The organism is Terrabacter sp. NPDC080008 (genome assembly GCF_040702505.1).
Classification (GTDB): Bacteria; Actinomycetota; Actinomycetes; order Actinomycetales; family Dermatophilaceae; genus Terrabacter.
In genome coordinates this window covers 44,965-71,230 of the sequence record NZ_JBFBLC010000010.1, presented here as the reverse complement: position 1 = coordinate 71,230, position 26,266 = coordinate 44,965, and the positions used below count along the sequence as shown (strand labels likewise).

Annotated in this window: 24 protein-coding genes; 2 read left to right on the top strand and 22 right to left on the bottom strand. The window is 72.2% G+C overall.

Annotated elements, in window-relative coordinates:
- Positions 1 to 449 precede the first annotated feature (449 nt).
- From tyrS to AB0316_RS20245, 16 genes are all read right to left on the bottom strand, one after another.
- Positions 450 to 1,709, bottom strand: coding sequence for a tyrosine--tRNA ligase (gene tyrS / locus AB0316_RS20320; protein ID WP_366275009.1), 1,260 nt, complete (start codon positions 1,707 to 1,709; stop codon positions 450 to 452).
- Positions 1,710 to 1,841: 132 nt separating this feature from the next.
- Positions 1,842 to 2,498, bottom strand: a complete 657-nt coding sequence (locus AB0316_RS20315; RefSeq protein ID WP_366275008.1) for a DNA-3-methyladenine glycosylase — start codon at positions 2,496 to 2,498, stop codon at positions 1,842 to 1,844.
- Positions 2,499 to 2,520: 22 nt separating this feature from the next.
- On the bottom strand, positions 2,521 to 4,008 hold the full coding sequence (gene argH / locus AB0316_RS20310) for an argininosuccinate lyase (protein WP_366275007.1): 1,488 nt from the start codon (positions 4,006 to 4,008) through the stop codon (positions 2,521 to 2,523).
- A gap of 57 nt (positions 4,009 to 4,065) precedes the next feature.
- Positions 4,066 to 4,551: an arginine repressor gene (gene argR, locus AB0316_RS20305; protein WP_366275006.1), complete on the bottom strand. Its 486-nt coding sequence runs from the start codon at positions 4,549 to 4,551 to the stop codon at positions 4,066 to 4,068.
- On the bottom strand, positions 4,548 to 5,753 hold the full coding sequence (locus tag AB0316_RS20300; protein ID WP_366275004.1) for an acetylornithine transaminase: 1,206 nt from the start codon (positions 5,751 to 5,753) through the stop codon (positions 4,548 to 4,550). Before AB0316_RS20300 ends, argR begins: the two co-directional genes overlap by 4 nt.
- Positions 5,750 to 6,745: an acetylglutamate kinase gene (gene argB, locus AB0316_RS20295; protein ID WP_366275003.1), complete on the bottom strand. Its 996-nt coding sequence runs from the start codon at positions 6,743 to 6,745 to the stop codon at positions 5,750 to 5,752. Before argB ends, AB0316_RS20300 begins: the two co-directional genes overlap by 4 nt.
- Positions 6,742 to 7,914 carry a bifunctional glutamate N-acetyltransferase/amino-acid acetyltransferase ArgJ gene (gene argJ / locus AB0316_RS20290; RefSeq protein WP_366275001.1) on the bottom strand — a complete coding sequence of 391 codons (1,173 nt, stop codon included), beginning with the start codon at positions 7,912 to 7,914 and terminating at the stop codon, positions 6,742 to 6,744. The genes argB and argJ overlap by 4 nt, the downstream gene beginning before the upstream one ends.
- Positions 7,911 to 8,954, bottom strand: a complete 1,044-nt coding sequence (gene argC / locus AB0316_RS20285) for an N-acetyl-gamma-glutamyl-phosphate reductase (RefSeq protein ID WP_366275000.1) — start codon at positions 8,952 to 8,954, stop codon at positions 7,911 to 7,913. The genes argJ and argC overlap by 4 nt, the downstream gene beginning before the upstream one ends.
- 43 nt (positions 8,955 to 8,997) lie before the next feature.
- A complete protein-coding gene (gene pheT, locus AB0316_RS20280; protein ID WP_366274999.1) occupies positions 8,998 to 11,556 on the bottom strand; it encodes a phenylalanine--tRNA ligase subunit beta in 2,559 nt (852 codons plus the stop codon).
- 1 nt (position 11,557) lies between these two features.
- Positions 11,558 to 12,667, bottom strand: coding sequence for a phenylalanine--tRNA ligase subunit alpha (gene pheS, locus AB0316_RS20275; protein WP_366274998.1), 1,110 nt, complete (start codon positions 12,665 to 12,667; stop codon positions 11,558 to 11,560).
- A gap of 219 nt (positions 12,668 to 12,886) precedes the next feature.
- The gene (locus tag AB0316_RS20270; RefSeq protein WP_366274997.1) at positions 12,887 to 14,008 is read right to left on the bottom strand and encodes an ATP-binding protein; all 1,122 of its coding nucleotides are present in this window, start codon (positions 14,006 to 14,008) and stop codon (positions 12,887 to 12,889) included.
- A gap of 39 nt (positions 14,009 to 14,047) precedes the next feature.
- Positions 14,048 to 14,851: an RNA methyltransferase gene (locus AB0316_RS20265; protein WP_366274996.1), complete on the bottom strand. Its 804-nt coding sequence runs from the start codon at positions 14,849 to 14,851 to the stop codon at positions 14,048 to 14,050.
- Positions 14,852 to 14,904: 53 nt separating this feature from the next.
- Positions 14,905 to 15,306, bottom strand: coding sequence for a 50S ribosomal protein L20 (gene rplT / locus AB0316_RS20260; RefSeq protein ID WP_366274995.1), 402 nt, complete (start codon positions 15,304 to 15,306; stop codon positions 14,905 to 14,907).
- Positions 15,307 to 15,402: 96 nt separating this feature from the next.
- Positions 15,403 to 15,597, bottom strand: coding sequence for a 50S ribosomal protein L35 (rpmI, locus tag AB0316_RS20255; protein WP_020144695.1), 195 nt, complete (start codon positions 15,595 to 15,597; stop codon positions 15,403 to 15,405).
- A 95-nt stretch (positions 15,598 to 15,692) separates the two neighbouring features.
- On the bottom strand, positions 15,693 to 16,337 hold the full coding sequence (infC, locus tag AB0316_RS20250; protein ID WP_366275014.1) for a translation initiation factor IF-3: 645 nt from the start codon (positions 16,335 to 16,337) through the stop codon (positions 15,693 to 15,695).
- A gap of 287 nt (positions 16,338 to 16,624) precedes the next feature.
- Positions 16,625 to 17,992, bottom strand: a complete 1,368-nt coding sequence (locus AB0316_RS20245) for an MFS transporter (protein ID WP_366274993.1) — start codon at positions 17,990 to 17,992, stop codon at positions 16,625 to 16,627.
- Positions 17,993 to 18,141: 149 nt separating this feature from the next.
- Between AB0316_RS20245 and AB0316_RS20240 the strand changes: the two genes are divergently transcribed.
- A complete protein-coding gene (locus AB0316_RS20240; RefSeq protein ID WP_366274992.1) occupies positions 18,142 to 20,220 on the top strand; it encodes an elongation factor G-like protein EF-G2 in 2,079 nt (692 codons plus the stop codon).
- Positions 20,221 to 20,304: 84 nt separating this feature from the next.
- Here AB0316_RS20240 and AB0316_RS20235 read toward each other — a convergent pair whose 3' ends face one another.
- Both AB0316_RS20235 and AB0316_RS20230 read right to left on the bottom strand, forming a co-directional pair.
- Positions 20,305 to 21,306, bottom strand: a complete 1,002-nt coding sequence (locus AB0316_RS20235; protein ID WP_366274991.1) for an NADP-dependent oxidoreductase — start codon at positions 21,304 to 21,306, stop codon at positions 20,305 to 20,307.
- Between the two features lie 45 nt (positions 21,307 to 21,351).
- Positions 21,352 to 21,780 (bottom strand): organic hydroperoxide resistance protein, encoded by a 429-nt coding sequence (locus AB0316_RS20230; protein ID WP_366274989.1) that lies wholly within the window; start codon positions 21,778 to 21,780, stop codon positions 21,352 to 21,354.
- A gap of 58 nt (positions 21,781 to 21,838) precedes the next feature.
- Here AB0316_RS20230 and AB0316_RS20225 point away from each other — a divergent pair, with 58 nt between their 5' ends.
- A complete protein-coding gene (locus AB0316_RS20225) occupies positions 21,839 to 22,300 on the top strand; it encodes a MarR family transcriptional regulator (protein WP_366274987.1) in 462 nt (153 codons plus the stop codon).
- A 94-nt stretch (positions 22,301 to 22,394) separates the two neighbouring features.
- On the opposite strand, the gene AB0316_RS20220 is transcribed toward AB0316_RS20225, so the two are convergent.
- From AB0316_RS20220 to hisH, 4 genes are all read right to left on the bottom strand, one after another.
- Positions 22,395 to 23,849 (bottom strand): DUF445 domain-containing protein, encoded by a 1,455-nt coding sequence (locus AB0316_RS20220; RefSeq protein ID WP_366274985.1) that lies wholly within the window; start codon positions 23,847 to 23,849, stop codon positions 22,395 to 22,397.
- Between the two features lie 26 nt (positions 23,850 to 23,875).
- Positions 23,876 to 24,661, bottom strand: a complete 786-nt coding sequence (locus tag AB0316_RS20215; RefSeq protein ID WP_366274984.1) for an SseB family protein — start codon at positions 24,659 to 24,661, stop codon at positions 23,876 to 23,878.
- Entirely contained in the window at positions 24,658 to 25,410 is a 753-nt protein-coding gene (gene priA / locus AB0316_RS20210) for a bifunctional 1-(5-phosphoribosyl)-5-((5-phosphoribosylamino)methylideneamino)imidazole-4-carboxamide isomerase/phosphoribosylanthranilate isomerase PriA (protein ID WP_366275013.1), read from the bottom strand. The genes AB0316_RS20215 and priA overlap by 4 nt, the downstream gene beginning before the upstream one ends.
- A gap of 212 nt (positions 25,411 to 25,622) precedes the next feature.
- Positions 25,623 to 26,261, bottom strand: coding sequence for an imidazole glycerol phosphate synthase subunit HisH (hisH, locus tag AB0316_RS20205; RefSeq protein WP_366274983.1), 639 nt, complete (start codon positions 26,259 to 26,261; stop codon positions 25,623 to 25,625).
- Positions 26,262 to 26,266 lie beyond the last annotated feature (5 nt).

The window sequence follows — 26,266 nt, the reverse complement described above, 5'->3', positions numbered from 1 at the left end:
CCTCGGGACGAGGTAATTGGCATCGATTTTTGACACGCTGTTGAGTTCTCAAGAATCGGACACACACCATCAACCACACCCACCAACGCGGGCCCAGCCTCCGGGGCAACCCTTCAAACTTACCCGCCTCAAGCTTGGGAGTCAAACCCGCGAACCAGCCTTCAGACCGTCCGGATCCAACCCGCTTGGTGTCAGCGGCTCCTGCTCTCCGAAGCCTACCCGATCAGATCGAGTGCCTCGGCTGTTTCCTGCCAACCCCGGGACCGGCCAACTTCGCTCTCGATCGTGTCGATCGCGGTGGCGTCCGTTCCTCCCTGCCGGGCTGACGAAGAGAACAGTAACCTCGCCCGGCGGCGGAACACAAATCCGGGCGCCGCCGGCTCTGCCGTAACCCAAAACGAGCCGGATCCCCTTGTGCACCAAGGAGATCCGGCTCGCTGGGGTGGTTCTCAGGCTCGACGAGCGGCCGCCAGGCTGCGACGGCCACGCTTGATGACGGCCACGCTGCCGTGCAGGAAGTCGCTCTCCTCGAGCACGCGCTCGGGGTCGGTGACCTTGACGTTGTTCAGCGATGCTCCCCCCTCGCCGATGGCTCGCCGTGCGGCATTGCGGGAGTCCACCAGGCCGACCGCCACCAATGCGTCCACGACGGAGGTGCCCGCCGGCACGCTCGCACCCGGCAGCTCGGCCGTCGCGTCACCGAGGGTGCGGGAGTCCAACCCCGCGAGGTCGCCCTTGCCGAAGAGAGCCTCCGACGCCGCCTGGACGGCAGCCGTCGCCTCGGCCCCGTGCACGAGAGTCGTCACGTCGGCCGCCAGGGTGCGTTGCGCCGTACGGCGGAACGGCTCGTCGGCCACCTGCTTGGCCAGCTCCTCGATCTCGTCACGGGAACGGTCGGTCAGTGCCTTGAGCATCGCGATCACCGACGCGTCCTCGACGTTGAGGAAGTACTGGTAGAACGCGTACGGGCTCGTCATGTCGGCACTGAGCCACACCGCGTTGCCCTCGGACTTGCCGAACTTGCGCCCCGTCGAGTCGACGAGCAACGGCGTCGCGAGGGCGTGCACGGTGGCTCCCTCCGCCCGGTGCACGAGGTCGACACCGGCCGTGATGTTGCCCCACTGGTCGCTGCCGCCGATCTGCAGCGAGCACCCGCGGCTGCGGTAGAGCTCGAGGTAGTCGAGCGCCTGGAGCATCTGGTAGCTGAACTCGGTGTAGGAGATCCCGTGCTCGCTCTCGAGCCGCCGCGCCACAGCCTCCTTGCGGATCATCTGGTTGACCCTGAAGTGCCGGCCGATGTCGCGCAGGAAGTCCAGCGCGCTGAGCGGTGCGGTCCAGTCGAGGTTGTTGACGAGCAGCGCCGGATTGTCGCCGTCGAAGTCGAGCAGCGGCCCGACGAGCTGCTGGATCCGCGCCACGGAGGCCGCAATGGTGTCCTTGTCCTGCAGCACGCGCTCCGAGTCGGGTTTGGGGTCGCCGATGAGCCCGGTGGAACCGCCGACGAGGCAGATGACGCGGTGCCCGGCAGCCTGCATGCGCCGCAGGACCGAGAGCTGCACGAAGTTGCCGAAGTGCAGCGAGGGCGCGCTCGGGTCGAAGCCGCAATACACCGTGACCGGTCCCTCGGCGAGGGCTTCGCGCAGCGCCGCCTCGTCGGTGGACTGTGCCACCAGGCCGCGCCACTGCAGCTCGTCGAAGATGTCCGTCACGGGTATCGGTGTCCTCTCTGTACGCCGGGCCGGTCGCCCGCCTCGGACACAGCCTGCCGTATGCCGTCACCCCCGGGCCAACGAGTAGCCCTCGGTCCCGGATGCCGGGCTCTACGGGGGGGCCGCAGGTCGTCAGGGCCGTCGTGCCGCCGGCCGGCGGGAACGCACCGTGCCGGGACGGTACGCCGACACGAAGCGGTCGCCGTCGAGGAAGAAGCGCCAGGGGTATGCCGTGCCGTCCCCTCCGGGACCGCTGACCCCCACCCGTGGCCCGGTCGCCACGGCACCGGCCGGCACCGGCTCTGCAGGCTCGGCCACCACGAGGTCGATGGGCTCGCCGAGGACGGGCCGGCAGAAGTCCCGTCCCGTGTGCTCGCCGCCCATCGCCAGAGCCTGGCCCAGCCGGCCCGGTCCACGGGCCCAGTCGCGTTCGGCCACGCTGCCGCGGCGCGCACGGACGAGATCGTGCCCCTCGACGACCTCACCGGCCCGGACCAGGACGGCCTCGGCCGTCCCTTCCTGTCCGGCAACGAGGTTGAGGCACCAGTGGTTGCCGTAGGTGAAGTAGACGTAGGTGAACCCCGCAGGGCCGAACATCGGGCGCGTGCGTGAAGTCTCACCCCGGAAGGCGTGCGACCCCGGGTCGACCTCACCGGCATATGCCTCGAGCTCGGTCAGCCGCAGCGTCACCCCGCCGAACGAGAGCAGGCAGCCCAGCAGGTCCCGCGCGACCTCCACGGACGACCGTGCGAAGAAGTCCCGCGGGAGGCGGTTGCCGTCGCTGCTCACCGATGACACGCTAGCCGCACCCTCAGACGCCGGACGACGCCCACCCACGGGCGTCCGCGAGCCGCTCACGGGCAGCTGAGAGCTGCTCGCTCACCCGCGCCGGCGCGGTTCCGCCGACGGCGTCGCGCGACGCGAGGGAGCCGGGGACCGACAGCACAGAGCGCACCTCGGGTGTCAGGTGCTCGCTGATCCGGGTGAAGTCGTCGTCGCTGAGGTCCCACAGCTCGATGCCGCGTGCCTCGCACTCGCGCACGCACGCACCCGCGACCTCGTGCGCCACGCGGAAGGGCACGCCCTGCCGAACGAGCCACTCGGCGATGTCCGTGGCGAGGGCGAAGCCCTGCGGCGCGAGCGACTCGAGGCGGTCCGTGTTGAAGGCGAGGGTCGCCACCATGCCGGAGAACGCAGGGAGGAGCACTTCGAGCGTGTCGATCGCGTCGAAGACCGGCTCCTTGTCCTCCTGGAGGTCACGGTTGTAGGCGAGGGGCAGCGCCTTGAGGGTCGTCAGCAGGCCCGCGAGGTCACCGACGAGGCGTCCGGCCTTGCCGCGGGCGAGCTCGGCGACGTCGGGGTTCTTCTTCTGCGGCATGATGCTCGACCCGGTCGAGTAGGAGTCGTGCAGCGTGACGAACGAGAACTCCTTCGTCGCCCACAGCACGACCTCCTCGGCGATGCGCGACACGTCCACCGCGGTCATGGCGCAGACGAACGCGAACTCGGCGGCGAAGTCACGCGAGGCGGTGCCGTCGATGGAGTTCTCGACGGCGCGCGCGAAGCCGAGGTCGCGGGCCACCGCCTCCGGGTCCAGGCCGAGGGACGACCCAGCGAGGGCGCCCGAGCCGTAGGGCGAGGCGTCGGTGCGTGCGTCCCAGTCACGCAGCCGGTCGACGTCGCGGAGCAACGCCCACGCGTGCGCGAGGAGGTGGTGCGAGAGCAGGACGGGCTGGGCGTGCTGCAGGTGGGTGCGTCCGGGCATGGCGACGCCCAGGTGCTGGTCGGCCTGCCCCACGAGCGCCTCGACGACGTCGAGCACCTGAGCACCGACGACCCGGGCGTGCTCGCGCAGGTACATCCGGAAGAGCGTCGCGACCTGGTCGTTGCGGGAGCGTCCCGCCCGCAGCCGGCCACCGAGGTCAGGACCGACCCGCTCGATCAGGCCTCGCTCGAGGGCCGTGTGCACGTCCTCGTCGTCCTCGGCGGGGGTGAACGCACCGGAGACGACGTCGGCCTCCAGCCGGTCGAGGCCCTCGAGCATCCCGACCAGGTGCTCGTCCGAGAGGAGGCCGGCGGCGTGCAGCACGCGGGCGTGCGCGCGCGAGCCGGCGAGGTCGTGCGGGGCCAGCCTCCAGTCGAAGTGGGTGCTCTTCGACAGGGCCGCGAGCGCCTGGTCCGGGCCACCCGCAAAGCGGCCACCCCACAGGCTCACCCGGGCGGCTGGCGCATCGGTGGCCGCCGTCGCGTCACACTGGGCCTCGCCTCCGTCGGCGCTCGTGCCGGTTGCGTCCGTCATGCTCGGGTCTCCTCGGTGGATGGGTTGAAGGGTCGGTGCGAGGTTGCCGGGGACGGCTCAGTCGCGGCTTCCGGCGAGCGACTGGAGCCGCTCGGCGACCGCGGCGGCCTGGGACCGCGCGGTGGTGACGAGCAGGATCGTGTCGTCGCCGGCGATGGTGCCGACCACGTCCGGGTCGCGTGTCTGGTCGATGGCCGACGCCAGGTAGTTCGCGGCGCCCGGCGGCGTGCGCAGCACGACGAGGTTGTCGGCAGGGACCGCCGAGACGAGGAGCTCCTCGCAGGTGCGGCGCAACCGGGCGGAGGCCTCCTGGCCGATCGAGCCGACGGCGGTCACCTCCCCACCCTCTCCCGGGACGGCATACACGAGCGCTCGTCCGCGTCGGACCTTGACGGCGCCGAGCTCGACGAGGTCGCGCGAGAGGGTCGCCTGCGTCACGTCGGTGCCCTCGGCGACGAGCAGGTCGGCGAGCTCGCCCTGGCTGTGCACGGCATGGGCCCCGAGCAGCTCGACGATGCGGCGCTGGCGCTGGGTGCGGCTCACGACGCGGCTCCGGACGTGACCCCCGACGAGGCGCGGGCGGCGTCGAGGATCGCCGGCAGGTCGTCGAGGAAGCCCTGCAGCTCGGCCTCGGAGAGCACCAGCGGTGGCGCGAGGCGCAGGGCCGTCGGCGTGACGGCGTTGAGAATGTAGCCCGCGTCGCGGGCTGCCGCCATCGCGGCCGACGACGGTATGCCGTCGAGCTCGATCGCGCGCAACAGTCCCCGTCCGCGGGTGCCGGCCACCCCGGTGACGTCCACGTCGTCGAGGAGGGCGCCGACCCGGCACACGTTGTCCAGGAGGTGGTCACGCTCGATGGTGTCGAGCACGGCGAGCCCGGCCGCGCAGGCCAGCGGGTTGCCGCCGAACGTGGTGCCGTGCTGGCCGGCCGACAGCATACCGGTCGCCTCAGGGCCGAAGGTCACCAGGGCCCCGATGGGCACGCCGCCGCCGAGGCCCTTGGCCAGCGTCATGGCGTCGGGCACGATGCCGGAGGCCTGGTGCGCGAACCAGTCTCCGGTGCGGCCGATGCCGGTCTGGATCTCGTCGACGACGAGCAGGGCACCGTGGGCGGTGGTGAGCTCGCGGGCCAGCCTCAGGTACTCGGCTGGCAGCTCCCGCACGCCGGCCTCGCCCTGGATCGGCTCGACGAACAGGGCCGCCGTCGCGTCGTCGACGGCGGCGCGGAGCGCGTCGTGGTCGCCCGGAGGGACGAAGACGACCTCTGGGATGAGCGGTTCGAACGGCTCCCGGTAGGCAGCCTTGTGCGTCAGGGCCAGGGCTCCGGTCGTGCGACCGTGGAAGGAGCCCTCGAGGGCCACCAGCCTGGTGCGGCCGGTGCGCCTCGACAGCTTGATGGCGGCCTCGGTGGCCTCGGCGCCGGAGTTGGCGAAGAAGACACCGGAACCCGCCGGTGCCGCGGCGATCTGCAGGATCCGCTCGGCCAGGGCGATGGCCGGCTCGGAGGTGAAGAAGTTCGAGACGTGGATCGCCGACTCGGCCTGCTTGGCGACGGCTTGGACGAGCGCCGGGTGGCCGTGGCCGAGGGCGTTGACCGCGATGCCGGAGAGCAGGTCGAGGTAGCGCCTCCCGTCGACGTCGGTCACCCAGCACCCGTGACCCGAGGCGAGGACGAGCTGCGGCGTGCCGAAGACCTGCACCATCGCGCCGGCATACCGGCCGAGGAGGTCGCTGCCCGAGGTCATGAGGACTCCTCCGTGGTGTCGGTGGGCGCCGAGCCGGTGATCTCGGGCAGGACCATGGTGCCGATCCCCTCGTCGGTGAAGATCTCGAGCAGGATCGAGTGCGGCTTGCGGCCGTCGACGACGTGCGTCTGCGGGACGCCGCCCTCCACCGCGCGGATGCACGCCTCGAGCTTGGGCACCATGCCGTGGTCGACCCGCGAGAGCAGCTCGCGGGCGGCCCCCACGGTGATCGTCGAGAGCAACGAGCCGCGGTCGGGCCAGTCGGCGTAGATGCCCTCGACGTCGGTCAGCACGACGAGCTTCTCGGCGCCGAGGGCGACGGCGATGGCCGCGGCGGCGGTGTCGGCGTTGACGTTGAGCACCTGGCCCTCGACGTCGAGGTCCGGCGCCACCGTGGACACGACCGGCACCCGGCCGGCGTCGAGGATGTCGATGATGGCGGAGGGGTTGACGCTCTCGACGTCGCCGACGAGGCCGAGGTCGACCTCCTCGCCGTCGACGACCGTGCCGCGCCGTCGGGCCCCCAGCAGCGCGGCGTCCTCGCCGGAGAGCCCGACCGCGATGGGGCCGTGCTGGTTGAGCAGCCCCACGAGCTCCCGCCCGACCTGGCCGGTCAGGACCATGCGCACGACGTCCATGACCTCGGGCGTCGTGACCCGCAGCCCGCCCTTGAACTCGCTCTCGAGGCCGACCCGCGCGAGCATCGCCTTGATCTGGGGCCCACCACCGTGCACGACGACGGGGCGCAGCCCGGCATACCGCAGGAAGGCGATGTCCTTGGCGAACGCGGCCTTGAGGGCGTCGTCGACCATGGCGTTGCCGCCGTACTTGACGACGACGAGGGCGCCGCGGAAGCGCTCGAGCCACGGCAGCGCCTCCACGAGGGTCGCGGCCTTGCCCGCGGCGACGCGCACGGCAGCGGCGTCGATGAGGCCGCGCAGGTTCGACAGGGACGCGCTGCCCCCCTGACCGGTACCGAGGGAGGCGCTCATGTGCTGTACGCCGAGTTCTCGTGGACGTAGTCGTGCGTCAGGTCGTTGGTCCAGACCGTGGCACCCTCCCGGCCGGCGTGGAGGTCGATGACGACGTGGACCTCGCGGGACGTGAGGTCCACGAGCGTGCGGTCCTCGCCCACCCCTCCGGAGCGGCAGACCTGGATGCCGTTCATGGCGACGTCGAGCGTAGCCGGGTCGAAGGTGGCCCGGGTCGTGCCGACGGCCGCGAGCACACGGCCCCAGTTGGGGTCGTTGCCGAAGACGGCGCACTTGAAGAGGTTGTTGCGGGCTACGGCCCGGGCGACCTCCAGGGCGTCCTCCACGCTGGCGGCGCCGACGACCTCGATGGCGATGTCGTGCGCGGCGCCCTCGGCGTCCGCGATGAGCTGGCGCGCGAGCGAGGAGCACACGGCCGTCAGCGCCTGTGACAGTTCGGGCCGGTCCACCCGGACCCCGGACGCCCCCGAGGCGAGCGCGACGACGGTGTCGTTGGTCGACATGCACGCGTCGGAGTCGATGCGGTCGAACGACACGGCGGTGGCTGCCCGCAGCGCCGTGTCGAGGTCGCCCGGCTCGACGACCGCGTCGGTGGTCAGCACGACGAGCATCGTGGCGAGGGCCGGGGCGAGCATCCCCGCTCCCTTGGCCATGCCGGAGACCGACCAGCCCTCCCCCGCGTGGGCGGCGACCTTGTGCACGGTGTCCGTGGTCTTGATGGCGACGGCCGCGTCCTGGTGACCGTCCGGCGAGAGGGCGGCGCAGGCCGCGTCGACACCGGCTAGCACCTTGTCCATCGGGAGCAGCTCGCCGATCAGGCCGGTCGAGCACACGACCACGTCGCCCGCCGAGGCGCCGAGGACGTCCGCGACGTGCTCGGCGGTGCGGTGGGTGTCGAGGAAGCCCTGGGCGCCGGTGCAGGCGTTCGCCCCGCCCGAGTTGAGCACCACGGCGTCGACCCGACCGTCGGCCACGACCTGCCGCGACCACGTGACCGGCGCCGCCTCGACCCGGTTCGTCGTGAAGACCGCCGCGGCGTGGTGGTCCGGGCCGTCGTTGACGACGAGGGCGAGGTCGGGACTGCCGCTGGCCTTGAGCCCGGCGGTCACGCCGGACGCCCGGAAGCCTTCGGGCAGCTGCACGGGGGCGTCGGGATGCTGGCCACTCACGGGGCGACTCCTGCGATCGGCAGGCCCAGGGACTCCTCGAGGCCCAGGGCGAGGTTGGCGCACTGGACGGCGGCGCCGGCCGTGCCCTTGGTGAGGTTGTCGACGGCCGACACGACGACGACACGGCGCAGCCGCTCGTCGACGGCGACCTGCAGCAGCACGTGGTTGCTGCCCACGACGGAGGCCGTCGCCGGCCACGCGCCCTCGGGTAGCAGGTGGACGAACGGCTCGTCGGCGTATGCCGTCTCCCACGCAGGGCGCACGGCCGTGGGGTCGGCGCCCTCCCGCAGCCGGGCCGTGGAGGTCGCGAGAATTCCTCGCGGCATCGGCGCCAGGGTGGGGGTGAAGGAGACGGTGACCGGCTCGCCGGCGGCGCGCGAGAGGTTCTGCTCGATCTCCGGGGTGTGCCGGTGCAGTCCGCCGACGCCGTAGGGCGACATCGAGCCCATCACCTCACTGCCGAGCAGGTGCGGCTTGAGCGACTTGCCCGCGCCGGACGTGCCGGAGGCCGCCACGACCACGACGTCGTCGGGCTCGAGCAGCCCGGTGGCGAAGCCGGGCGCGAGCGCCAGCGAGATGCCGGTCGGGTAGCAGCCTGGGACGGCGATCCGCTTCGCACCGGCCAGCCGCTGCCGCTGGACCGACCCGGCCGCCCCGGGAAGCTCCGGGAGGCCGTAGGGCCACGAGCCGGCATACGCCGTGTCGTAGAACGACGTCCAGGCTTCCGGGGACTCGAGGCGGAAGTCGGCGCCGCAGTCGATGACGACGACCGAGTCAGGCAGCTGCGCCGCGATGGCGCCGGAGTGGCCGTGCGGCAGTGCCAGGAAGACGACGTCGTGCTCGGCGAGGGTCTCGGGGGTCGTCGCCTCGATCACCCGGTCCGCGAGCGGGACGAGGTGCGGGTGGACGCCCCCGAGCCGTTGACCCGCGCTGCTGGCCGCCGTGACAGCGCCGACCTCGAACCGCGGATGGGCGAGCAGCAGCCGGAGGATCTCTCCTCCGGCGTAGCCGCTCGCCCCCGCAACTGCTGCCCTGATCACGATGCATGACTATACACGGCAGTGCATACTCGTGCATTCGGTGTCAGCGCTGGACCGCTCCCGTCGCCTCCGTCGCCGCGGCGACCGCCGCGTCGCGGAACCCGTTGACCTCTTCGGTGGTCAGCGTGCGGTCGGGCGCACGGAAGGTGAGGCGATAGGCCAGCGACCGGTGGTGGGCCTCGATGCGCTCGCCTTCATAGACGTCGAAGAGCGTGAGCGACTCCAGCGCCTCCCCCGCGCCGCGGCGCAGCGCGGCCTCGACGTCCGCAGCGGGGACCTGCGACTCGACGAGCAGCGCGATGTCGGTCATGGCGGGCGGGAAGGTCGAGAACGGGTGCGCCTGGACCGGCTCTGCGCTCGCCGCCACGAGCACGTCGACGTCGAACTCGGCAGCGACGGTGCGCGCCGGCAGCTCGAGGGCCGCAAGCACCTTCGGGTGCAGCTCGCCCGCGTGGCCCACGAGGGTGCCGTCGGCCAGGGTGATCCGCGCGCACCGGCCCGGGTGCCACGGCGCGTGCGACGGGTCGGCGGACACCACGACCTGGACCGCGAGTGCCTTCGCGACCGTCTGCACCGCAGCGACGGCGTCGCTCCAGTCGGCCGCGCGGCCGGGTCCCCACCAGCCCGCGGGCTCGACCTGGCCGGTCATGAGCAGGGCGGCGTGGCGCGGCTGGGCGGGCACGGCGGCATACAGCTGCTCGAGGGTCTCGTCGTCGGGACGGCTCAGCACGCTGGGGATCGGAGCCTTGCCCAGCGGGCCACCGGGCCGGAACACGAGGCCGAGCTCGAAGACCGACACGTCCTTGTGGCCCCGCGCGACGTTGCGCCGCAGGGCGTCGACGAGGCTCGCGAGCACCGACGTCCGCAGCAGCGGGCGCTCCTCGCTGAGCGGGTTGGCGATGCGCACCGCGTGGCGACGGTCGTCGTCGGCGGGCAGCATGAGGTCGTCCGCGAGCGACTCGGCGACGAACGGGTAGGTCAGCACCTCCGTGAGGCCCGCGCCGGCCAGCGCGTCGGCGACGACACGGCGAGTCCTCTGGCCGTGCGTCAGGCCCTGGCCCTCCACGGGCGTCGGGGTGATCGACGGGATGTTGTTGTAGCCGTCGATCCGGGCGACCTCCTCCGCGTAGTCGGGCCCGTCGAGCAGGTCGGGGCGCCAGGACGGCGGTGTGACGAGCACGTGGGTGTCGTCGGCTCCGTCACCGGTCTCGTCGACCGTGCAGCCGAGGTCGCGCAGGACCTGCACCACCCGGTCGCGCGGGTAGTCGACCCCCACGATCCGCGCGGGCTCCGTGACGTCGAGGAGGTACGCGGAGGGCTCGGTCGTGTGGTCGACGTCCGTGACGCCCGGGTCGACGGTGCCACCGCCGTGCTCGACGAGCAGGTCGACGGCGAGCTGCGCGGCCGCGGAGGCGAGCTTTGGGTCGACGCCGCGCTCGTAGCGCTTGGACGCCTCGGTGACGAGCTTGTGCCGGCGCGACGTGCGGGCGATCGTCGTGGGGTCGAAGTGGGCCGCCTCGATGAGGATGTCGGTGGTCGTGTCGTCGACCTCGGAGGAGGCGCCGCCCATGACGCCGGCGATGGCGAGGGCCCGCTCGCCGCCGTCGGTGATCAGCAGGTCCTCGGGTGAGAGCTTCCGCTTGACGTCGTCGAGCGTCGTGAGGGTCTCCCCCGCCTTCGCGCGACGCACGACGATCGACCCCGAGAGCTTGCCGAGGTCGAACGCGTGCAGCGGCTGGCCGACGGCGAGCATGACGTAGTTCGTGACGTCCACGGCCAGCGAGATGGGGCGCATGCCCATCGCCGTGAGCCGCTGCTGCATCCACGACGGGCTCGGCCGCGTCGGGTCGATGCCGCGGATGACGCGGGCGACGTAGCGGTCGCAGCCGTGCGCTCCGTCGATCGGCGCGGCGTCGTCGATGCGCACCGAGAAGCCCTTGTCGTTGGCCTGCGGCGTCTCGACGAGTGCGGGGTCGCGGTATCCCCCCGCGGGACTGCCCTGGGCGTGCCAGTACTCGCGGGCGAGACCGCGCACCGAGAAGCAGTACCCGCGGTCGGGGGTGACGTTGGCCTCGATGGTCTCCTCTCCCAGGCCGAGCAGGGCGATGGCGTCGTCGCCGGGCTTGAGGTCTGCGGCGGCTTCCTCGCCGAGGAGGCGGGAGAGGACGATGATGCCCTCGTGGTCGCTGCCGAGGCCGATCTCGTCCTCGGCGCAGATCATCCCGTTGGAGACGTGGCCGTACGTCTTCCGTGCCGAGATCTGGAAGTTCCCGGGCAGCGTGGCGCCGGGGAGCACGACCACGACGAGGTCGCCGACCTCGAAGTTGAGGGCGCCGCAGACGATCTCCTGGTGCTTGCCCTCGGTGAGCATCTGGCCGTTCTGGCCGACGTCGACGGTGCACCACCGGATGGTCTTGCCGTTCTTCTGGGGCTCCTCGACGAAGTCGAGCACCCTGCCGACGACGAGGGGACCGGTGATGTCGCCACCGTGTAGGTCCTCCTCCTCGATGCCGACCGAGACGAGGGCGGCGGCGACGTCGGCACCCGTGGTCCCGGGCGCCACATCGGCGTACTCGGCGAGCCAGCGCAGCGGCATACGCATGTCAGACCTCCATCCCGAACTGCTGCGAGAAGCGCACGTCGCCCTCGACCATGTCGTGCATGCCCTGCACGCCGTGACGCAGCATGAGTGCCCTTTCGATGCCGAGCCCGAAGGCGAAGCCGGAGTAGACGTCGGGATCGATGCCGCAGGCCCGCAGCACCTTCCGGTTGACCATGCCGGAGCCACCCAGCTCGATCCAGCCGGAGCCGCCGCAGGTGCGGCACTGGGCCCCGTGGTCGTCGTGGCCCTCGCCGTGGCAGGCGAAGCAGACGAAGTCGGTCTCCATCGACGGCTCGGTGAACGGGAAGTAGGAGGCGCGCACGCGGGTGCGGGTGTCCTCGCCGAACATGATGCGGACGAACGCGTCCAGCGCGCCGCGCAGGTGTGCCATGGTCAGGCCCTTGTCGATGGCCAGGCACTCGATCTGGTGGAAGACCGGGGTGTGCGTGGCGTCGAGGTCGTCGGTGCGGAAGACCTTGCCCGGCGCCACGACGTAGATCGGCGGCTCCTTCTCGAGCATGGTGCGGATCTGCACCGGCGAGGTCTGCGTGCGCAGCACGAGCCCGGAGTCGACCGGGTCGAGGAAGAAGGTGTCCTGCATCTGCCGGGCGGGGTGGTCGGGCCCGAGGTTGAGCGCGTCGAAGTTGAGCCACTCGCTCTCGAGCTCGGGACCCTCGGCGACCTCCCAGCCCATCCCGACGAAGGCGTCGGCCAGGCGCTGGGCGACCAGCTCGATGGGGTGGCGGGCGCCCGGGGTGCGACGCAGTGCCGGCAAGGTGACGTCGACGCGCTCCTCGACGAGGATGCGCTCGTCCCGCTCCGCCTCGAGCTCCGCCTGGCGGGCGGCGATGGCCCGGCCGACGCGACCCCGGGCCTGGCCCACACGCTTGCCGGCCTCGGCCTTCGCACTCGGGGGCAGCGCACCGATCTCGCGGTTGGCGAGGGCCAGCGGGCTCTTCTCCCCCTGGTGGGCGATGCGCGCGGCCTTGAGGTCGTCGAGCGAGTTTGCCGCGGCGATCGCGGCCAGGGCCTGCTCCACGGCGGCGTCGACGTTGGCCGGGTCGAGCGCGGAGACCTCGACGGGGTCGTAGTTCGTGTTGGGTCCGGACATCGGCGTGCGTTCGCTGCTCTCGCTCGGGTTCACAGGTGGGGGCTGGCCGCTCGTCGGCTCGGGGCAGGTGTCCGGGCGGGCGTCCGTGCTGCTGTCCGTGCGGATCACCGGCCACCGGTGCCGACGACCCGTCCACCACGAGGTGGGCGGGTGCGTGCGCACCAGTCTAGGGGCGGCGTCGAACGCCTTTCACGGGCCGCCCGCGCGGGACCGGGCCGCTCAGCCGTCCAGCACCGCGGGCAGCCCGGCCGGCAGCCGCACGACGAACCGGGCGCCGCCGGCGGTGTTGTCGTCGACGAGCACCGAACCGCCGTGTGCCTCGACGAGGCCGCGCACGACGTAGAGGCCCAGGCCCGTGCTCGCGTTGGAGGGGCCGTGCCAGAAGCGACCGAAGATCTTCTCACGGTCACCGACGGGTATGCCCTCTCCCTCGTCGTCGACGAAGACGACCACCGACTCGGGTGAGCCGTCCAGCTCGTCCCCGACGTCGAGGGTGACCGTGACGCCGCCACCGCCGTGCGTCAGGGCGTTCTCGATGAGGTTGAAGAAGATCTGCTCGAGGCGGTCGGTGTCGGCCCACATCTGGGGCAGGCCGTCCCGGCGGGCGCGGTCACCGAGGCGCAGCTGGACGGCGCCGGCCGTGCGGCCCAGCTCGTACCGCACCATGTGGGTGCGCAGCAGGCCGAGCAGGTCGACCGGGCCCAGGCGCAGGTTGAGGCTGTCGGAGTCGAGCCGCGAGATGTCGAGCAGCTCGGTGATCAGCCGCGTCAGGCGGGTCGCGTCGGCCTCGATGGTCTCGATCATCAGACGCTTCTGCTCATCGCTGAAGCGGTCCCAGCGCCGCAGCAGACTGCTGGTGAAGCCGGTGACCGAGGTGAGGGGTGCGCGCAGCTCGTGCGCCACCGTGGACAGCACGCTCGCCTGGTCGCGCTCGGCGCGCTGGCGCGCCTCGGCGTCGCGCAGCCCGAGGAGGACCTGCTCGACGACGCCGGTCTCGTCGGACCGGACGTAGCGGGCGGTCACGAGCACCTCGTGGCCCCTCGGGGCAACGAGCAGCGTCTCGCGGTGTCCGGAGTGGGACGAGGTGTCGTTCCACGGGTCGGTGTGCGCCCACCAGTCGCGCCCGTCCTTGTCGGTGAGCGGCAGGCCCTGCACGACGGGACGGCCGACGACGTCGGCGCCGTCGCACTCGAGGATGCGCAGGGCCTCGGCGTTGGCGAGGGCGATGCGCTGCTCGGCATCGACGACGACCAGCCCGTCGGGGAGCAGCCCCGCGACCACGGCGGCGTCGGTGCTCGTAGCCCCGGCGGCCCCAGCGATGGACGCGTCCACGGAGGTCATGGTTCCGACAATAGTCACGAGGTCACGGGAAGCGGGCGGTCAGCGGCCCGTGCGACGGGCCTCGGCGGAGGCGTAGAGGCAGACCGTCGCTGCCATCGCGAGGTTGAGCGACTCGGCGTGGCCGTGGATGGGGACGCGCACGACGTCGTCGCAGGCGTCGCGTACCTCCTGTGGGAGACCCCACGCCTCGTTGCCCATGACCCACGCATGTGGTCCGGACAGGTCCGCGTCGTGCAGCAGCGTCGCGCCGGCGCCGTCCGCGGCGAGCAGGCGCACCCCCCGCTCACGCAGGGCACCGAGGATCTCGGGGACGGATGCGCCGATGCTCAGCGGCAGGTGCCACAGCGACCCGACGGTCGAGCGCACCACCTTGGTGTTGTAGATGTCGACGCTCGCGTCGCTGACGATGACCGCGTCGGCGCCCGCGGCGTCGGCCCCGCGGATGACCGTGCCGGCGTTGCCGGGGTCGCGCACGTTCGTCAGGACACAGACGAGCGCGTCGGGCGGCAGGTCCGCGAGCACCTCCTCGAGCGGGCGGTCGAGCACCCGGCACACGGCTGCGATGCCCTGCGGGGACTCGGTGTCGCACATCGCCGCGAGCACGTCGGCGCTCACTTCGTGAACCCACAGGTCGGCGGACCGAGCCGCGTCGACGATGGAGTGGTGCCGCTCGGCCGCCTCGGGCGTGACGTAGACGTCACGGACGAGGTCGGCGCGGAAGCCGACCGCCTCGCGCACGGCCTGGGGACCCTCGGCGAGGAACTCGCCGGTGCGGGAACGCACCGAGCGCCGGGACAGCGCCCGGACTGCCTTGACCCGATCGGATCGGGGGTTGGTCAGCACGGGGCGTCCCGGCGCTCTGGTGGTCAGTGCTACGTCGTGTCGGACGGCGCCGCTCAGGCGGCGTCGCCGGCGGCCTTCGCCTCGGCGGCGTTGGCAGCGGCCGGGACGTTGGCGCGGGAGAGCTCCACGAGCGTGGCGAAGGCCGGCGCGTCGTTGACGGCGAGGTCGGCGAGGATCTTGCGGTCGACCTCGACACCGGCGGCCTTGAGGCCCTGCATGAACCGGTTGTAGGTCATGCCGTTGGCGCGGGCCGCGGCGTTGATGCGCTGGATCCAGAGGCGACGGAAGTCACCCTTCTTGGCGCGACGGTCACGGTAGGCGTAGCCCAGCGAGTGGGTGACCTGCTCCTTGGCCTTGCGGTAGAGGCGCGACCGCTGACCGCGGTAACCGCTGGCGCGCTCGAGAACGACGCGACGCTTCTTCTGGGCGTTGACCGCCCGCTTCACGCGTGCCACGTGAATACTCCTTCTCTGCTTGACGCAGTGCTTGCTGCTGCTGGCCTACCGGGGACCCGGTCGCTCAGCGAAGTGCTGATGGGTGGGGGTCCCGGCTCACTTGCCGAGGAGCTTCTTGGCCTTCTTGGCGTCGGGCTTGGCGAGCTCGACGTCGTTCGCGATGGAACGCATCTTCTTGCTCGACTTGTGCTCGAGCAGGTGACGGCCGCCGGCCTGCTCACGCATGACCTTGCCGGTGCCGGTCAGGCGGAAACGCTTCTTCGCACCGCTGTGCGTCTTCATCTTCGGCATGGGGGCCGATCTCCTTCGTGTTGCGTGCACCAGTGGGCGCACGTGGTCTGTCGTACCGGGTGGCCTGGGCCCTCCGGTCGGTCACCGACCGCCGGTCACTCGGCGGCTGCGGTGGCCTCGTCGGTCTGCGGGGCCTGCGCCTCCGGCTGCTCGCCGGACGCTGCCGGCTCGCCCGCCGGACGCTGCTCGTGCTGCTCGCGGGAGCGGCGCTGCTCGGCCTTGGCCTCGGCCTTCTTCTTGGTCGGGCCGATCACCATGATCATGTTGCGGCCGTCCTGCTTCGGCGCCGACTCGACGAAGCCGAGCTCGGCGATGTCCTCGGCGAGGCGCTCGAGCAGGCGGCGTCCGAGCTCCGGACGGCTCTGCTCGCGGCCACGGAACATGATGGTCACCTTGACCTTGTCACCGGCCTTGAGGAACCGCTCGACGTGGCCCTTCTTGGTGCCGTAGTCGTGCGGGTCGATCTTCGGACGGAGCTTGATCTCCTTGATGACCGTGTTGACCTGGTTCTTGCGCGCTTCCCGTGCCTTCATGGCGGCTTCGTACTTGAACTTGCCGAAGTCCATGAGCTTGGCGACCGGCGGCTTGGCCATGGGGGCCACCTCGACGAGGTCGAGGTTCGCCTCCTCGGCCAGACGCAGCGCGTCCTCGACGCGGACGATGCCGACCTGCTCGCCGTTGGGGCCAACCAAGCGCACTTCCGGGACCCGGATGCGCTCGTTGATGCGAGGCTCGCTGATGTGGTGCTCCTTAGATCGTGAAACGTGGTGACCAGACGGGTGTGGTGCCAGTCCTTGCCGCGACCACAACGAGAAAAAGGCTCCCCGTGTGTGCACGAGGAGCCTCAAGGGTCGCGTATGCCGGACGGTCGACGTCACGTCACACGTCTCGACCCGTGCACCGCGGACGGCAGACTCGGATCGAGCAGACCTTGACCCGGCAACCGTGAGGTCGACGCGGGTGGAAGCGAGCTTCTCTTGCACGTCGTCACAGGCGCCCACCGGAGCGGATGCACTGTGACGGCTGGTCAGTGATCGATGGTAGCAGCCGGGAGGCCGTGCTCCGAATCGACGGTCCCGGCGAGGGCCGGGGCGGCCGCCGCAGTGGTGTCGGTGGGGCTCGTCGCCGGGCCCTCCTCGACCGCCGGCTGCCCACGCCGGGAGGCGAGCCATCCCGCCGCCGCGATGACCACTCCGAGCGCGGACACCACGACGAAGCCCCAGGACCAGCCGCCACGGTCGATGGCGAAGCCCGCGACGGGCGCACCCACGGCCGAACCGGCGGTCATCGCCGAGCCGTGCCAGCCCATCATCTCGCCGCGGAAGCGCTCGGGCACGAGGCGGCTCAGCTGCTCGACGGTGGCCGTGACGGTGGGCGCGCACAGGAACCCGGAGACCGTGATGAGCACCGCGAAGCTCGGCACCCCGAGGGCCAGGGCGACCGGCCCAGTGGTGGCCGCCAGGCCGCCGAGGAGCCAGAACACCGACAGCGAGCGGTGCCACGCGCCGTAGACGAGTCCGCCCACCAGGGACCCGGCGCCCCACAGGGCCAGCACCCAGCCGATCGAGCCGGTGGAGCCGAAGGACCGCAGCGCGGCCACGATCGAGACGTCGGTGCCGCTCAGCACGAGGGTCGAGCAGGCGGCCGCCAGCAGCACGGCCGCCACCGGGACCGTGACGAAGCCGCGCACCGTGCGGCGGGCGGCCGGCTGACCGGACACCGCCGGAGCCGCGATCGCCTCGGCCCGGACGGCCTCCCCCTGCTGGTCGTGGGCTGCCTGCTTCTGCGCGTCAGCCTCGGCCGCGCCGGCCGGTGCCGAGGTCAGCGGCGGATTGACGAGCCACATGACGAAGCCGGCGGCGACCGAGGCGAGCTCGCAGACCAGCAGCGCCCAGCCGGTGTGCCAGGCCGTCGCGAGCCAGACCCCGATGGCCGGGCCCGCCATGAACGACAGCTCGGTCGCCGACGAGTCGAGCGAGAGCGCCGTGCGCCGCTGGTGGCTCGGGACCGAACGGATGATGACCTGCCGCAGGATCGAGAATGTCGGCACGACGAAGAGCCCGGCGAGCGCCGCGAAGGCGATGAGCGGCAGGTAGCCGACCCAGGGCGCGATCGACCAGCACACGACCTGGACCAGGAGCGAGGGACCGACCGTGCGTCGCAGGCCGACCCGGTCGAGCAGCCGCCCGCGCCAGGGCCCGGAGATCGCCACGGCCACGGTGGACGCGGCCGTGACGAGCCCCGCCTCGCCGTAGCTGCGGCCGAGGGAGGTCACGACGTGCAGGGTCAGGATCACGCCACCGGCCCACATGGGCACGCGGATGAGGAAGCCGAGCAGGAGCGCGTTGCGCGTGTCTCGGTTGGCCAGCACCGGCCGGTATGCGCCCAGATCCATGCCGCCAAGGGTGTCACTGCGCGCCGACAGCGCGCACCCGGGTTTGCCTGACGGGACGGCACCTGCGGACGGTGCCCACGAGACCGCCGCGGCGGACGGCATACGCCAAAGTCCTTGTGAGGGGTGCGTAGGAGGAGAAAGGTGGTGGCATGGCGCGAGCAACCGGCAGACCAGACCTTCCTGCGGCTCCCAACCCCGCCTCGCCGCAGGACATCCGCAACGTCGTGCTAGTCGGACCCGGCGGGGCCGGCAAGACGGCACTCTTCGAGGCACTCGTCGCGGCGCGCGTGCCCGGGCAGCGCGTCGGCACGACCGAGCACGTGCGCACCACCACCCTGACGGCCGCCTCGTTCGCGTCGGGCAACGTCACGGTCAACCTGCTGGACACGCCGGGCTACCCCGACTTCATCGGCGACCTGCGGGCCGGGCTGCGGGCCGCCGACGCGGCCGTCTTCGTCGTCTCGGGCGCCGACGGCATCGACCGGCCCGTGGCGCTGCTGTGGCGCGAGTGCGCGGCAGTCGGCATGCCGAGGGCGGTCGCGGTCACCCACCTCGACCAGCCCCGCGCGGACTTCGCGGCGACCGTCGAGACGTGTCGGCGCACCTTCGGCGACGCACGCGCCACCCTGTGGCCGGTCGTCGAGGACGGCGTCGTCACCGACGTCGTCGGCCTGCTGACCGGCGAGACCTCGGCCGAGCACGAGCAGGCGCGCTCGGCCCTCATCGAGTCGATCATCGAGGAGTCCGAGGACGCGACGCTGCTCGACCGCTACCTCGAGGGCGAGCCGCTCGACACCGACGCCCTGCTCGCCGACCTGCGCACGGCGATCTGCCGGGGCACGTTCTTCCCCATCGTCCCGGTGGCCCCGATGTCGGGGGTCGGCGTGGAGGCGCTGCTCGGCATCGTCGAGCGCGCCTTCCCCGACCCGACGGTGCACCCGCTCCCGGCGGTCACCTCGCCGGTCGGCGGCGCGATCAAGGACGTGGCCTGCGACCCGTCGCAGCCGCTCGTGGCGGAGGTCGTGCGCACGACGACCGACCCCTACGTCGGGCGCCTCTCGCTCGTGCGGGTCTTCTCCGGCACGCTCCGCGTCGACGAGACGGTCCACGTCTCGGGCCACCTCGGCGACTTCGTCGGGCACGAGGTCGAGGGTCACCCGGCCCACGACGACGACGAGCGGGTCGGCCCGCTCGCCTCGCCCTTCCTCGACCAGCACCGGCCACGCGGGACGGCGGTCGCCGGCGACCTCGTGCTGGTGTCCAAGCTGACGCGGGCCGAGACGTCCGACACCCTCTCGGCGCCCGACCGGCCCGCGGTCGTGGCGCCGTGGGTGCTTCCCGAGCCGCAGCTGCCCGTCGCCATCCGGGCCGCGACCAAGTCCGACGAGGACAAGCTGGCCGGCGCCCTGCAGCGCCTCGTGGCGGAGGACGTCACGATGCGGATGGAGCACTCCGGCGAGACTGACCAGGTCGTGCTCTGGGCGATGGGGCAGGCCCACGTCGACCACCTGATCGGGCAGCTGGCCGACCGCTACGGCGTCACCGTGACGGCCGAGCCCTACCGGACCGCGCTGCGGGAGACGTTCGTGCGCCGGTGCTCGGCCCAGGGCCGGCACGTCAAGCAGTCGGGCGGGCACGGTCAGTATGCCGTGTGCTCGATCGAGATCGAGCCGCTCCCCCGCGGGGCCGGCTTCGAGTTCGTCGACAAGGTGGTGGGCGGCGCGGTGCCCCGGCAGTTCATCCCCTCCGTCGAGAAGGGCGCGCGGCTGCAGCTCGAGAAGGGGCTGCTGACCGGCCACCCCGTCGTCGACGTGCGCGTCACGCTGACCGACGGCAAGGCGCACTCGGTGGACTCCTCGGACGTCGCGTTCCAGACCGCAGCCGCCCTCGCCCTGAAGGAGGCCGCCAACGAGTCGACGATGGCGCTGCTCGAGCCGATCGACCGGGTCGACATCACCGTCGCCGACGACTATCTCGGCGCCGTGATGTCCGACCTGCGCGGCCGGCGGGGCCAGGTGCTCGGGACCGAGCCGGCCGACCCGATGGGCGACGGCACCAGCACGGACGGCGGATGGACCGTGGTGCACGCCGAGGTGCCGCAGGCCGAGCTCTCCCGCTACCCGATCGACCTGCGCTCGGTCTCGCACGGCACCGGCTCGTTCGTGCGCGAGCCGCTGCGCCACGACCTGCTCCCGGCCGACAAGGCGAGGGAGCTCCTCGAGGGCTGAGAGCGCCGGGACGGGACGACGAAGGGGCGGGTGCCCGCGGCACCCGCCCCTTCGCCTGTCGTCTGTCGAGGACGACGCGTCGGCTCAGAGCCGGACGACCATCTTGCCGACGTTCTCGCCGCGCAGGACGCCGAGGAAGGCGTCGACGGCGTGGTCTATGCCGTCGACGAACGTCTCCCGGGAGGTCAGCGTGCCGTCGGCGATCCAGCCGGCCGCGCGCCGCGCGTACTCCCCCGCGAGGTCCCAGTGGTCGCCGACGAGGAAGCCGGTGATCGTGCCGCGCGTCTGGATCAGGCGCGCGAGGTTGCGCGGCCCGGGCGCCGGCTCGGTGTTGTTGTAGACGGAGATCGCGCCGCAGATGGCGATGCGGCCACCGAGGCGGAGCGAGCCGATGGCGGCCTCGAGGTGGTCGCCGCCGACGTTGTCGAAGTAGACGTCGATGCCGTCGGGTGCGGCCTCGCGCAGCAGGTCGGAGACGCGGCCGTCCTTGTAGTTGAAGGCGGCGTCGAAGCCGAGGTCGTTCAGCAGGTGGTCGACCTTCTCCTGCGAGCCGGCGCTGCCGATGACGCGGCTGGCGCCGAGCGCCTTGGCAACCTGGCCCACGACGCTGCCGACCGCACCCGCGGCGCCGGAGACGAACACGACGTCGCCCTCCTTGAGCCCCGCGACGCGGGTCAGCCCGGCGTATGCCGTCAGGCCGGTCATGCCGAGCACGCCGAGGTAGGCGGAGGCCGGGGCCACCGACGTGTCGACGACGCGGACGCCGGAGGCATCGAGCACGGCCTCCTCGCGCCACCCGAGACCGTGGAGCACGTGGGCGCCGACCTCGATGCCGTCGGCGCGGGACTCGGTCACGACGCCGACGGCGCCCCCGTTCATGGCCTCGCCCAGCGCATACGGCTCGGCGTAGGACTTGGCGTCGCTCATGCGGCCACGCATGTAGGGGTCGACCGACATGAGCTCGTTGCGGACGCGGACCTGGCCGTCGGCGAGGTCGGCGTGGGCGCTCTGGACGAGCTCGAAGTCGTCGGGGGTGGGCCAGCCGACGGGGCGGCTCTTGAGCTGGACCTCACGGGGGTTGGTCATGGTTCTCCTTCTGTGGGGGCTGTCCGGGGTGGGCTCCGGGAGGGGTCAGTCGACGACGATCTCGACCGGGATGTTGCCGCGCGTCGCGTTGGAGTAGGGGCACACCTGGTGCGCGGTGTCGACGAGCTCGCGCCCGAGCTGCGGGTCGAGGCCCTCGGGCAGCTCGACGTGCAGGACGACGCCGAGGCCGAAGCCGCTGCTCGAGGAGCCGGAGAGGCTGACGTCGGCGGTGACGGCCACGTCGAAGTCCTCGACCCGGCGCCTTCGGGCGACGAGCCCGAGGGCGCTCGCGAAGCACGCGGCATACCCGGCGGCGAAGAGCTGCTCGGGGTTGGTGCCATCACCGCTGCCGCCGAGCTCGCGCGGGGCGGCGAGCGTCACGTCGAGATGGCCGTCGGAGCTGACGGCGCGTCCCTCCCGACCGGAGGCGGTGGCCGAGGCGACGTAGGAGGCGGTCTGGGTCGGGGTGCTCATGGGACTCCTTCGATTGCAAACAATTCTATTGTGCGCAATTGGATAGTACGCTGGAGGCATGAACCCGTCCAACTTCCCGTCGACCCCCTCGGAGGACCTCAGCCTCGAGCGGCAGATCTGCTACGCGATGCACACGACCGTGCGCGCGTTCGACGGCGTCTACCGGGAGCTGCTCGCCGAGCACGGGCTCTCCTACCCGCGGTACATCGCCCTCATGACGGTCGGCGAGCACGGGCCGCTCACCGTCGGAGCGCTCGGCGAGCTCATGCGCCTCGACTCCGGCACGCTCTCGCCGCTGCTCAAGCGCATGGAGGCAGCCGGGCTCGTCGAGCGCGCCCGCGACCCCGAGGACGAGCGCCGCGTCGTTGTCTCCCTGACCACGGCAGGCACCGAGCGGCTGAGCGCGCTCGGCGACGTGCCGCGCCGCGTCGCAGAGCGCAGCGGCCTGTCCCGGGAGCAGCTGGTCGACCTGCACCGCACGCTCCGGCACATCTCCGAGAGCCTCGACGCCCACGGCTGACTGCTGGCCGCGCGACTGGGTGGCTGGCCGCGGCGGCGGTGGGACGGCATACGGCACGGGTCTCGGGCGGCGGCCCAGACCCAACCGGGACGGGTCAGGAGGGCAGCAGGATCGAGACGGCGTGGATCACCATGCCGATGAGTCCGCCGACGAGCGTGCCGTTGATGCGGATGAACTGCAGGTCGCGTCCCACCTGCAGCTCGACGCGCTCAGCGGTCTCCTTGCCGTCCCACCGCTCGACCGTGTCGCTGATCACCCGTGTCAGCTCCGAGCCGTAGCGCTCGACGGCGTAGACGGTCGCGTCGCAGATGCGGCCGTCGATGCGGTCGCGCAGGTCGGCATCTGCCAGGAGGCGTTCGGCGAGGGCAGTGACCTCCTTGACGGCCCGGGTGCGCACCGGACCGTGCTCGTCCTCGAGGGCGGCGACGACGACGGCGCGCAGCGAGCCCCACAACGACATGGCCGTGTCGGCGACCTGTGGGTGCATGAGCACCCGTTCCTTGAGCCGCTCGGCCTTGGCCTGGGTCACCGGGTCGTGCTGCAGGTCGTCGGCGAGGTCGACGAGCAGCTTGTCGAGGGCGAGGCGCACGTCGTGACTCGGGTCGTTGCGCACGTCGGCGAGCCACTTGAGCGCCTCGACGTGGATCTTGCGGGCGACGAGGTCGTTGACGGCGTCTGGCACCCACGCCGGCGCCCGCTGCCGGATCAGGGACTCGAACAGGTCCTCGTTGTCCACGAGCCAGACCCGCATCTCGTCCAGCGCCAGGTCGACGAGGCCGACGTGGGCCTGGTCTCGCACCACCTGGTCGAGTAGGCCCCCCGCGAGCGAGCTGACCGGCTCCTGCACCAGCCGGGGCAGCAGCGCGTGCTCGATGACCGCGCGGACGTCCTCGTCGGGGATGCGGTGCAGCGCGTGCACGGTGACCGTGGCCACCTCGTCGACGAGGCGCTTGGCGTGCCCGGGGGCGAGGGCCCACTCGGAGGCGCGCCGGGTCGGCTCGGCGTCGAGGACCCGCTCGCGGATGATGTCCTCGCGCATGAAGTTCTCGCTGACGAACTCCTCGAGGCTGCGCCCGATCATCTCCTTCTTGCGTGGGATCAGGGCAGTGTGCGGGATGGGCAGGCCGAGAGGGTGCCGGAAGAGCGCCGTCACCGCGAACCAGTCGGCACACGCACCGACCATGGAGGCCTCCGCCCCGGCGTTGACGAACCCGAGCAGGCCCACGTCGTGTCCGCGGGTCAGGACGTAGACGACGGCTGCGAGCACGAGCAGCCCGGTGGCCAGCAGTCGCATCCGGCGCAGGTCACGCCGCCTCTGCGCGTCCAGGGCCGGGTCGACGATGAAGCCGAGGGGCCCTCCCCCGCCGCGCCGGCCGCGGGGGGCGCGGGCTCCGCCGTCGTGACCGCCATCACCGGCGGACGTCGTCCCCGAGGACACTGACGGCAAGGTGCCGGTTGGAGCGGGCGCCGCGGAGAGCCCGGCCGTGGCGAGCGGTGTCGGCGACGGCTCGGGGCCGCGCTCCTGCGTCGTGGGTCGTGTGGTGTCCACGTGCGGCACCTCCGCGGGTGGTGTGCTCAGCGCGCCGCTTCGAGCGCAAAGGTCAGAGCATCGATCCTCGCACGGGTCTCGCCGTCAGTCGCGATCCGCTCCCCGATCCGGGTGGCGATCGCGCTCACACGGTCGGCATCGAGACCCGGTGGCAGCGTCAGCACGACACGCAGCACCCCGGCGCCGACGGGTTCCCCCGGCTCCAGCCGATGCGCGGTCACGTCGGTCTCGGACTCGACCGCTCGGCGTACGGCGGAGGCGACGTGTGCGTCGCGATGGCTGGGCTCCCAAGCGCGCTCCTGGGCCAGCGCCCAGAGCATGCTGGGTCGCAGCACCATCGCGTGCGGGGAGGCGACGTCGACGAGGAGGACCTGGCACTCCTCGCTGATGGCGGCCTGGGCGGCAGCGGAGGCTGCGACGGGCACGGGCCGGGCGGTCGGGTCCCACGCCGCCAGGCTCTCGAGCGAGCTGAACATCGGCAGCGCTCGCGATCCGTCCGGCGAGGTCAGGGTGACGGCCGCCATGTCGCTGCGGGTGTCGACGGTGTGCGGACCGGACTCGTCCACCTCGGCCGCGACGGCGACGACGGGCACGAGCCAGCGGCTGCGGGCGGCGAGCTCCATGACGACCTGCTCGCCCTCGTCGGAAGGCTCCGCATGGGCGGCGACGAGCGCCTCCACGAGGGCGGGGTCGGCCTCCCCCGTGTCTCCGGCGAAGCCGTGCGACGGGATCGACTTGCCCTGCCACGCCTGGCCCGCAGAGTCCGAGGGGCGACCCTGCTCGTCGTGGTGGGCCGGAGGCGCCGGTGTCATGCGCCGGGCCGCCCGGCGACGTCGAGCGCCTCGGGCAGCGTGAAGGCGCCACGGTAGAGCGCAGAGCCGATGATGGCACCCTCGACACCCTCCCCGACGATCTCGCGGATGGTGGCGATGTCGTCGAGCGTCGACACACCGCCGCTGGCGACGACCGGCCGGTCGGTGCGGGCACACACCGCGCGCAACAGCTCGACGTTGGGCCCTTGGAGCATGCCGTCCTTGTTGACGTCGGTGACGACGTAGCGCGCGCACCCCTCCGCGTCGAGGCGCGCCAGCGTCTCCCAGAGGTCGCCGCCCTCGCGGGTCCAGCCCCGCGCGGCGAGGGTCGTGCCGCGGACGTCGAGGCCGATCGCGACCCTGTCGCCGTGCTCGCCGATGATCGCGGCGGTCCATTCCGGGTCCTCGAGCGCTGCCGTGCCGATGTTGACGCGCCGGCAGCCCGTGGCGAGGGCGGCCTCGAGAGAATCCGAGTCGCGGATGCCGCCCGAGAGCTCGACCTGCAGGTCGAGGCGGCCGACGATCGAGGCGATGAGCTCGCGGTTGCTGCCGCGGCCGAACGCTGCGTCGAGGTCGACCAGGTGGATCCACTCGGCGCCCTGCTCCTGCCAGCGGGAGGCGGCCTCCCACGGGTCACCGAACTCACCGCCGCTGCCGGCCACGCCCTGCACCAGCTGGACGGCGCGGCCCCCGGAGATGTCGACGGCGGGCAGCAGCTCGAGGCGGGGCTGGTCGGTCGGTTGGCTCATCGCGGCGAGTGCTCCTCGGTGGTGGGTCGGGTGGCCTCCCGAGTATGCCGTGAGCCACGTTCCCGAAGCCGCCCGGCCCAGGACGTGGGCGGCGCGGCGTGCCTGCTCGACGGTCGGGAGGGCCACACGTGGCCTCTCGACGGTGGGCGAGGGGCCACACGTGGCCTCTCGACGGGTGGCGAGGGGCCAGACGTGGCCTCCCGACGGGTGCGTCAGAGGGAGCGGACCCAGTTCTCGAGCAGGTGCAGGCCTGCGTCGCCCGACTTCTCGGGGTGGAACTGCGTGGCGCTGAGCGGGCCGTTCTCGACGGCGGCGACGAAGTCCGCGCCGTGGTGGGCCCACGTGACCCGGGGCGCCACTCGCGCGAAGGCACCGGTGGCCTCGAGCGTCCAGCGCTGGACGGCATACGAGTGGACGAAGTAGAAGCGCTCCTCCTCGACGCCCGCGAACAGGCTGGAGCCCTCGGGCGGACGCACCTGCGACCACCCCATGTGCGGCACGACGTCGGCAGGCAGGCGCTCGACGGTGCCCGGCCACTCGGCGAGGCCCTCGAGCGGGTGCTCCGACGGCTCGGTCGAGCCGTCGAAGAGCACCTGCATGCCGACGCAGATGCCGAGGACCGAACGGCCACCACTGATGCGCCGCCCGATGATGCGGGGCCCGTGGGCGGCTGCGAGGCCGGCCATGCACGCGTGGAAGTTGCCGACCCCGGGCACGAAGAGCCCGTCGCACTCCAGGGCCCGGACCGGGTCGGACGTCAGGTTCACGTCGGCCCCGACGCGCTCGAGGGCGCGCACGGCCGAGCGGACGTTGCCGCTGCCGTAGTCGAGGACGACGACGTCGGCACTCACCGGCG